The following is a 201-nucleotide window of genomic DNA, read 5'->3' on the forward strand; positions in this document are numbered from 1 at the left end:
GTCGCGAGGAAGAAGGAATTGCCGCGATAAGCGAGAAACTCGAAGAAGTAGACACAGAATTAGACGGCATCGCCATCACAGCAGAAGGACACGAAGGCAACTTTTGGTTAGGGAAAACATGGGTAACGAATGAAAATATCAACAACTATGCCGGACAGTTGGCAACTTGGGCAAAATCCCTGGATGAAGGGGCAGATATCT

1 protein-coding gene is annotated in these 201 nt (G+C 47.3%); it reads left to right on the forward strand.

Annotated features, from left to right (window positions below):
- Positions 1-201 (forward strand): DUF4347 domain-containing protein (locus JUI58_RS00125; protein WP_204101737.1); only part of this gene is annotated, 201 nt, incomplete at both ends.

Origin of the sequence: Spirulina sp. CCY15215, assembly GCF_016888125.1 — a bacterium.
GTDB lineage: Bacteria > Cyanobacteriota > Cyanobacteriia > Cyanobacteriales > Spirulinaceae > CCY15215.